At 38.5% G+C, this 5,479-nt stretch carries 8 protein-coding genes; 3 read left to right on the top strand and 5 right to left on the bottom strand.

Features of this window, described 5'->3' with window-relative positions; all coding sequences use genetic code 11:
• Positions 1 to 406: 406 nt before the first annotated feature.
• From GA0116948_RS20620 to GA0116948_RS20595, 5 genes are all read right to left on the bottom strand, one after another.
• Positions 407 to 724, bottom strand: a complete 318-nt coding sequence (locus tag GA0116948_RS20620; RefSeq protein WP_089715762.1) for a hypothetical protein — start codon at positions 722 to 724, stop codon at positions 407 to 409.
• A gap of 5 nt (positions 725 to 729) precedes the next feature.
• Positions 730 to 1,140 (bottom strand): hypothetical protein, encoded by a 411-nt coding sequence (locus tag GA0116948_RS20615; protein WP_123891881.1) that lies wholly within the window; start codon positions 1,138 to 1,140, stop codon positions 730 to 732.
• 385 nt (positions 1,141 to 1,525) lie between these two features.
• The gene (locus GA0116948_RS20605) at positions 1,526 to 1,786 is read right to left on the bottom strand and encodes a hypothetical protein (RefSeq protein WP_089715757.1); all 261 of its coding nucleotides are present in this window, start codon (positions 1,784 to 1,786) and stop codon (positions 1,526 to 1,528) included.
• Positions 1,787 to 1,934: 148 nt separating this feature from the next.
• Positions 1,935 to 2,513 carry an RHS repeat-associated core domain-containing protein gene (locus tag GA0116948_RS20600; RefSeq protein WP_123891880.1) on the bottom strand — a complete coding sequence of 193 codons (579 nt, stop codon included), beginning with the start codon at positions 2,511 to 2,513 and terminating at the stop codon, positions 1,935 to 1,937.
• Between the two features lie 508 nt (positions 2,514 to 3,021).
• Positions 3,022 to 3,555 carry a hypothetical protein gene (locus GA0116948_RS20595; protein WP_089715753.1) on the bottom strand — a complete coding sequence of 178 codons (534 nt, stop codon included), beginning with the start codon at positions 3,553 to 3,555 and terminating at the stop codon, positions 3,022 to 3,024.
• Between the two features lie 218 nt (positions 3,556 to 3,773).
• Here GA0116948_RS20595 and GA0116948_RS20590 point away from each other — a divergent pair, with 218 nt between their 5' ends.
• The 3 genes from GA0116948_RS20590 to GA0116948_RS20580 all read left to right on the top strand — a co-directional run bounded on the left by GA0116948_RS20590 (position 3,774) and on the right by GA0116948_RS20580 (position 5,208).
• Entirely contained in the window at positions 3,774 to 4,067 is a 294-nt protein-coding gene (locus tag GA0116948_RS20590; RefSeq protein ID WP_089715751.1) for a transposase, read from the top strand.
• 8 nt (positions 4,068 to 4,075) lie between these two features.
• Positions 4,076 to 4,453 carry an IS3 family transposase gene (locus GA0116948_RS21850; protein ID WP_165798546.1) on the top strand — a complete coding sequence of 126 codons (378 nt, stop codon included), beginning with the start codon at positions 4,076 to 4,078 and terminating at the stop codon, positions 4,451 to 4,453.
• A 491-nt stretch (positions 4,454 to 4,944) separates the two neighbouring features.
• The gene (locus GA0116948_RS20580; protein WP_089715748.1) at positions 4,945 to 5,208 is read left to right on the top strand and encodes a hypothetical protein; all 264 of its coding nucleotides are present in this window, start codon (positions 4,945 to 4,947) and stop codon (positions 5,206 to 5,208) included.
• Positions 5,209 to 5,479: the final 271 nt, after the last annotated feature.

Raw genomic sequence — 5,479 nt, 5'->3', positions numbered from 1 at the left:
CCGAGTACGCGCACCTTTGTACCCGTTACCAGGCCGTTGGTCATCGTGCTGCTGGTAGTCACCGGGGTAGCATAGGCGCTGTTACTGGCATCGGTCGAAAATCTCCAACTTTTCAGCCTATTTTGTTATAAATAATATGCGATTTGGCTGATAAGTGCAACATGATTAACCTGCCAGCGTTTTAAGGTAATCGGCATGCACTGGATGATGCAGGACGATGCGGACACCATTCGATAGTTGACATGCTGCGAAAGAAATAATAACCAATGTGCTTGTTTACAGCTGTATAAAACTGCTGTCGGCGGGCTACCCATGGCGATATTTGTGGTATCAATAATGAAAAACATGATAAGCTATACCCGCTTGCTGGCAATAAGACGCAGTAATGGCTGCGGCTTTTTAACTTTCATTTTTTTTTGTTTTTATCATACCACTTTTTCCATTTGTCTAAGTCCTTTTGTGTAAATAAAATTGCTCCAAAATAATTCCCGTCTTTGCTGGCTTTTATTGCTGTGGTTTTCTCCATAAACTCAATAGCATTTTTACAAGTTGCGGATGTATCAAAAAAAATCGTCTTTGCTATAGAATCTAAAATTGTATAGTTATACTTGAAAGCCGAATCAAAATTATTATTCTTTTTCATACTGCTCTGCTGACCATTACAAGCTATAATATTTAAAAGCAGGAATACATAAAATAATATCAAACTTACTTTTTGTTTCATGATTATTATTTCTTTGGGTTTTCAATCTTAGAAGTTACGGAAGTTATATTATTGTCCTTGATTTTAACAGTGGCTGATATGTTCTGACCATTCTGAGCATAAGAAGTAATAAATGTTCCTGTTATTCTGCCTGACGCATCTTGACTTGCACCTGGAGCGACAGTTGTCGCACCTCTTACGGTACCGTTAATTGAATTTTCAGCGTTGATACCATCCTGATGTGCATCAGCATATCCTTTACCATCAAGTTGTTTTGATTGTTGTTCTATAAGCTCATGTCCCAATGCTCCTGCAGCAGATACTCCTTTGCCTGTTCCAAACTTGCCAACATCATCAACATCAACTTGAGATAGGGCATAACTACCAACAAGCACATCTCCTTTGCATACCGTAAAGCTAGGAAGTTTTGACAACAAAAAACCGCAGCTTCGATGCTGCGGCCTAATGTCATTAAGCCTTTATTATCTTCGTCTTCACTTGCCTATTAAAGCTCGGACAAAAATTACAATGGTTACCACAACATAACACAAACTCACCCATAACCATGTAATGAACGCTTTAAGATATTTCTCCTTGTCGTTTAGCGCCTCCCCGACTTTATTCATTGCCCTGGGCTCATCAACCTCATATTTTAACGAAGTATAGGTATCCAAAAGCTTCAATACAATAACAACAAAAAAAACAATAGATACTACTATAAACATTCGAAAAGGTATTTTCATTAGGTGTCTATTTATTCTCCTTAGGTTTAAAAACAGCCTCTATGCTAACAGAACCATTCCCTAGCCAAGAATTGGCCTGTCATTTTAAATGAGATCCGAGAGATCCCAGAATAATGAACCTATCATTTGTTGGCCCTGCCTTTTCCCCAATAATCTCAAAAGCATGTGATCCAGCAGTATTTAAAGCATCGCTCGCCGTAGTGGTACAGTTACAACTCAATAACTTATAATCGCCTGTTACATGCGCTCTTGAATCGTCTTTATACTCTCCTTTTTCAGGAAGCTTATCGGAAGAATTAAACTGGGCATCCATTACCTTATTTATTGCTTCATCCTTCACATTATTAATTGTAAACACTGTTGCACCAGTTCTCCAAACTTTTTCTGATTATAGTAAGCCGCATCTTGCCCTTGCAATTTTAAAAGTACGCCCGGCCCATTTTTTATAATACTTGGCCCCGATCCCTCATTTTGCCAGCGTATCTCCCTTAACTATAAACAGTCATTTTATCACCCTCTCCCGTGCTTATCCATGCATGGCCTGCCCCTGACGTTTCAACATACACTCTGGTAGTATCCCCCAATGGATCATTATAGCGAATAAGATTATTGTAAAATGCAGCGTAAAGACTTACAGAATCGGCTGGTTTAGGATCCAGAATATTAAACCGACCTATTTGAGGGTCATACATTCGGTATTGTGTCGAATACAACTCCAATCTCGACCCATCGCTAAACTCTTTATTTTGAGGCTCTGTTCCATTGTTAAAATGATATTTGTTCTCAGCGTATTGTGATTTCAGGGCTTTGTCGGAAACCCCTTGCATGACGAGCCCAAACGGATAATAATGCGTCTCCTCCAGCAACGGCCCACTGGTATGGTTCACCACTAAATTATCAAAATACACATCCTGCCCACTCTCATTACTCACGTAAATATAAATAAACCCGGTCGATTTAATCGTCATTGCACTAACGGCCAAAGTTTGCAGCGCCCCCGGCGATGCCTGTACCTGCCGGGTTCCACTATTACTGCTTACCATATTGAACTGGTCATCAAACAACACGAAGTTAAGTTAGGCTTTAGATTTGCTCGCATTGTCTTCACTACCCGGGGTCTGTTTATTCTGAACAAACACGCTACTATTCATGGTAGTGAAAGCTACCCATTAAACCGTAACGTATAATTGCACCTATCATCTCGAATGGAGTGATTGTTACAAAGGCCCCGATGTAGTAGAAACTGGATTTTCTTCGCCCTGTACAATTGGACTCAGCTGTAGTGATTGGTAAAAGCATTTGCCTTCCAGGAAAATAAATAGATTGCCTGGAAGGGGGCTAAATTGGGGAGCCTGATTTCTAGGTCAAGTTAAATATCTATAATTGTACCTATCATCTCGAATGGAGTGATTGTTACAAAGGCCCCGATGTAGTAGAAACTGGATTTTCTTCGCCCTGTACGATTGGATTAAGCTGTAGTGATTGGTAAAAAGTATTTGCCTTCCAGGAAAATAAATAGATTGCCTGGAAGGCAGCTTAAATGGGTGTCCTATTGCTAGGCAATTTAAATATTTATTAATTATTTAAAGTGTAATACCAATTATCATCAAACTTATTCATTCCATTTATATAAGTTTTCCAATAGGGTAAGCGAAGTTTTTTTAAATCTGGCACATAAATCATAGTTCCGTTAAAATCTTTCAAGTATATTTTAAACCCAATACCGTCATCTTTTAGATCACTTGTTATATCTCTAATATCCAACCTGTCCATCTCGGCAACTAGAATTGTTAGGGTAGCTGTTAATTCTTGGTTGTATAATTTACTACCTATTGTAGTGTCCTTTAAGCCTAGTATATCCGGAGTATACTCAATTTTTTCATCAGTAAGATGATATTTATTACCATCAATTACAAAAAAATATTTTTTTGTAATGTTGTTATTATGAGTAGAAAAAAAAATAATATTTTGCCCTCTGCTTCTTACTATACTCTTAGAAGAAAACATCTTGATGATTTTTTCTTTATTATTGTATACTTTTTGTAGTGCATTAATTTTAGATGAACAAGAATAGAGAAAAAAGACAAAAAAAAGTAATATATATCTCATTATATTTAATTTTGAAGAGGCCTCCAACTACTCATACCATTCATTAGTTTTTGCATATCTTGCTTTGCAGCTTCAATGACAGGCGGACTTGTGCTATATCCATTCCATATTGCTCTTTGATCTCCTGGAGAATCCCAAAAACCTGGAGTTCCATATGTATGATCTTGCCCTATTTTGAAGGACACTAAGTTAAGGTGCAAAAATCTTAATTTAGTAAAATGACATCCAGAAAGTGCTACAACAGGGCATTCAAGGAAGAGGCGGTTCGCCTGGCAGAAAAATCTGGGGTTACACAAGTAGCGTCAGATCTAGGGATACATCCCAATATGATCTATACTTGGAAGCGGCAACTGGCAGGAATTGGCGATAAGGCCTTTCCTGGCAATGGACGACCACTTGACCCGGAACTGAGTCAGTTAAAAAAAGAAAATGCGCGGATGAAGGAAGATGTCGAAATCTTAAAAAAAGCGGCGAGTATCTTTCTAAGCCGCTCCGGGAAAGATACTCAGTAATCAAGCAATTGGAGGAGCAACATGCTATTGAAGGGCTGTGTAGGTTGCTGAAATGCAGTCCCAGCGCATATTACAATTGGAGGAGTGGTAGAAGCCTACAAAGAGAAAACCATAGACCTCGGTTAGTCACCCTGGTAAGAACCACCTATTTTAAGTCAGAAAGGACCTATGGGAGCCCCAGGATTTATAAAGCTATCAAAGCAGCCAAAGTACCCTGTAGCAGGGCTCACGTGTCTAAGATCATGCAACAGGAACACATATGGGCAGTACATAAAAGAAAGTTCCGGGTAACGACTGAATCTGATCACGATTTGCCTGTGGCAGAAAATATACTAGCAAGAGATTTTACAGCCCTACGGCCGAATGAAAAGTGCGTATCAGATTAGTGCTTTCGCAGTCTGTTATCTATTAAATGGTATCCGCATATTCCTGCATCAACCTGTACATGCCGAATACCCTAAAAAGCTGGCAGGTTAGTCATGATATATTTATCAGCTAGCTCCACTTATTTTCTGTCAAGGGTAATTCAGATATGCATCAGGGATTTGTATAGTTCATTAAGATTTTCACCATCCAAATTCGCCGAAAAGTGATAATCGCCGATTTATTTGTCTCTATGAACCGCCGGAAAATAGATCTATATTTTGCTTTGGGAAGGCGATGGTTTTTGTCTGCCTTAATTGATAGGAGCGCAGCATTTGCGAACAGCCAGTATAATCAGTCAGCAAATCAGCCTGCTTTTACAGTTTGTTGTATTGAAAATTATCCGTTATCTTTAAATTAATTGTTCTATACTATAGATTATAAGAAATTCTACGAAGCATAGTAGTAAGGCTACTTGGAGCTGACTTTGCTTTAAAATCACTTTTTATGCCGTATGGCTAATGCATCGCTCTACAGCTCAAGCAATTTGAAATTATCACAAGACGACCTCGATAAAAAGTTGGTAACTTTAGAGCTTATAATCGGTAGGTACGATCGCAGAGAGATTAAGCCAGCCATTGAAATGGCAAAGAAAATAGCTGATGAACAGGAAGTGATCGTGGACTACTTGGACAGCGGACCCGAAATATGGTGCAGCATAAAAAATCTCCTCAAAAGAATGGAAAATATTGAGGCGCTTCCACCTAAAGAAAAATAGGTTGTGTATTATTCATTGGCATAGCTATTACCATTAACAAAATTAAAAGGGATATTCAAAATAAAAAATTATTATTGTCCGACTAAAATTGGGTAAAAAACAGAGAGTTCCCTTTGTCAATAAGGGTTACCGGTTAAAAATCGATTGTCACAAAATCAGGGGGTGTACCCCCTTTTCCATTAAGTTGAAAAAGCAAATGATGCATTGTGTGTCTTTCGCCAGGCCTTATAGGTATCTTTTATAAATTCCAGCAGTTCCACATAGCTCATTA

Source organism: Chitinophaga costaii (genome assembly GCF_900094705.1).
GTDB lineage: Bacteria > Bacteroidota > Bacteroidia > Chitinophagales > Chitinophagaceae > Chitinophaga > Chitinophaga costaii.
The sequence above is the reverse complement of the archived record's forward strand: the minus strand, read 5'-3'. Positions and strand labels throughout refer to the sequence as shown.

Bases quoted from the DNA above. Each gene is read 5' to 3' on its own strand.
- GA0116948_RS20580 (WP_089715748.1), top strand. From the start codon at position 4,945: ATGGCTAATGCATCGCTCTACAGCTCAAGCAATTTGAAATTATCACAA.
- GA0116948_RS20595 (WP_089715753.1), bottom strand. From the start codon at position 3,555: ATGAGATATATATTACTTTTTTTTGTCTTTTTTCTCTATTCTTGTTCA.
- GA0116948_RS20620 (WP_089715762.1), bottom strand. From the start codon at position 724: ATGAAACAAAAAGTAAGTTTGATATTATTTTATGTATTCCTGCTTTTA.
- GA0116948_RS20590 (WP_089715751.1), top strand. From the start codon at position 3,774: ATGACATCCAGAAAGTGCTACAACAGGGCATTCAAGGAAGAGGCGGTT.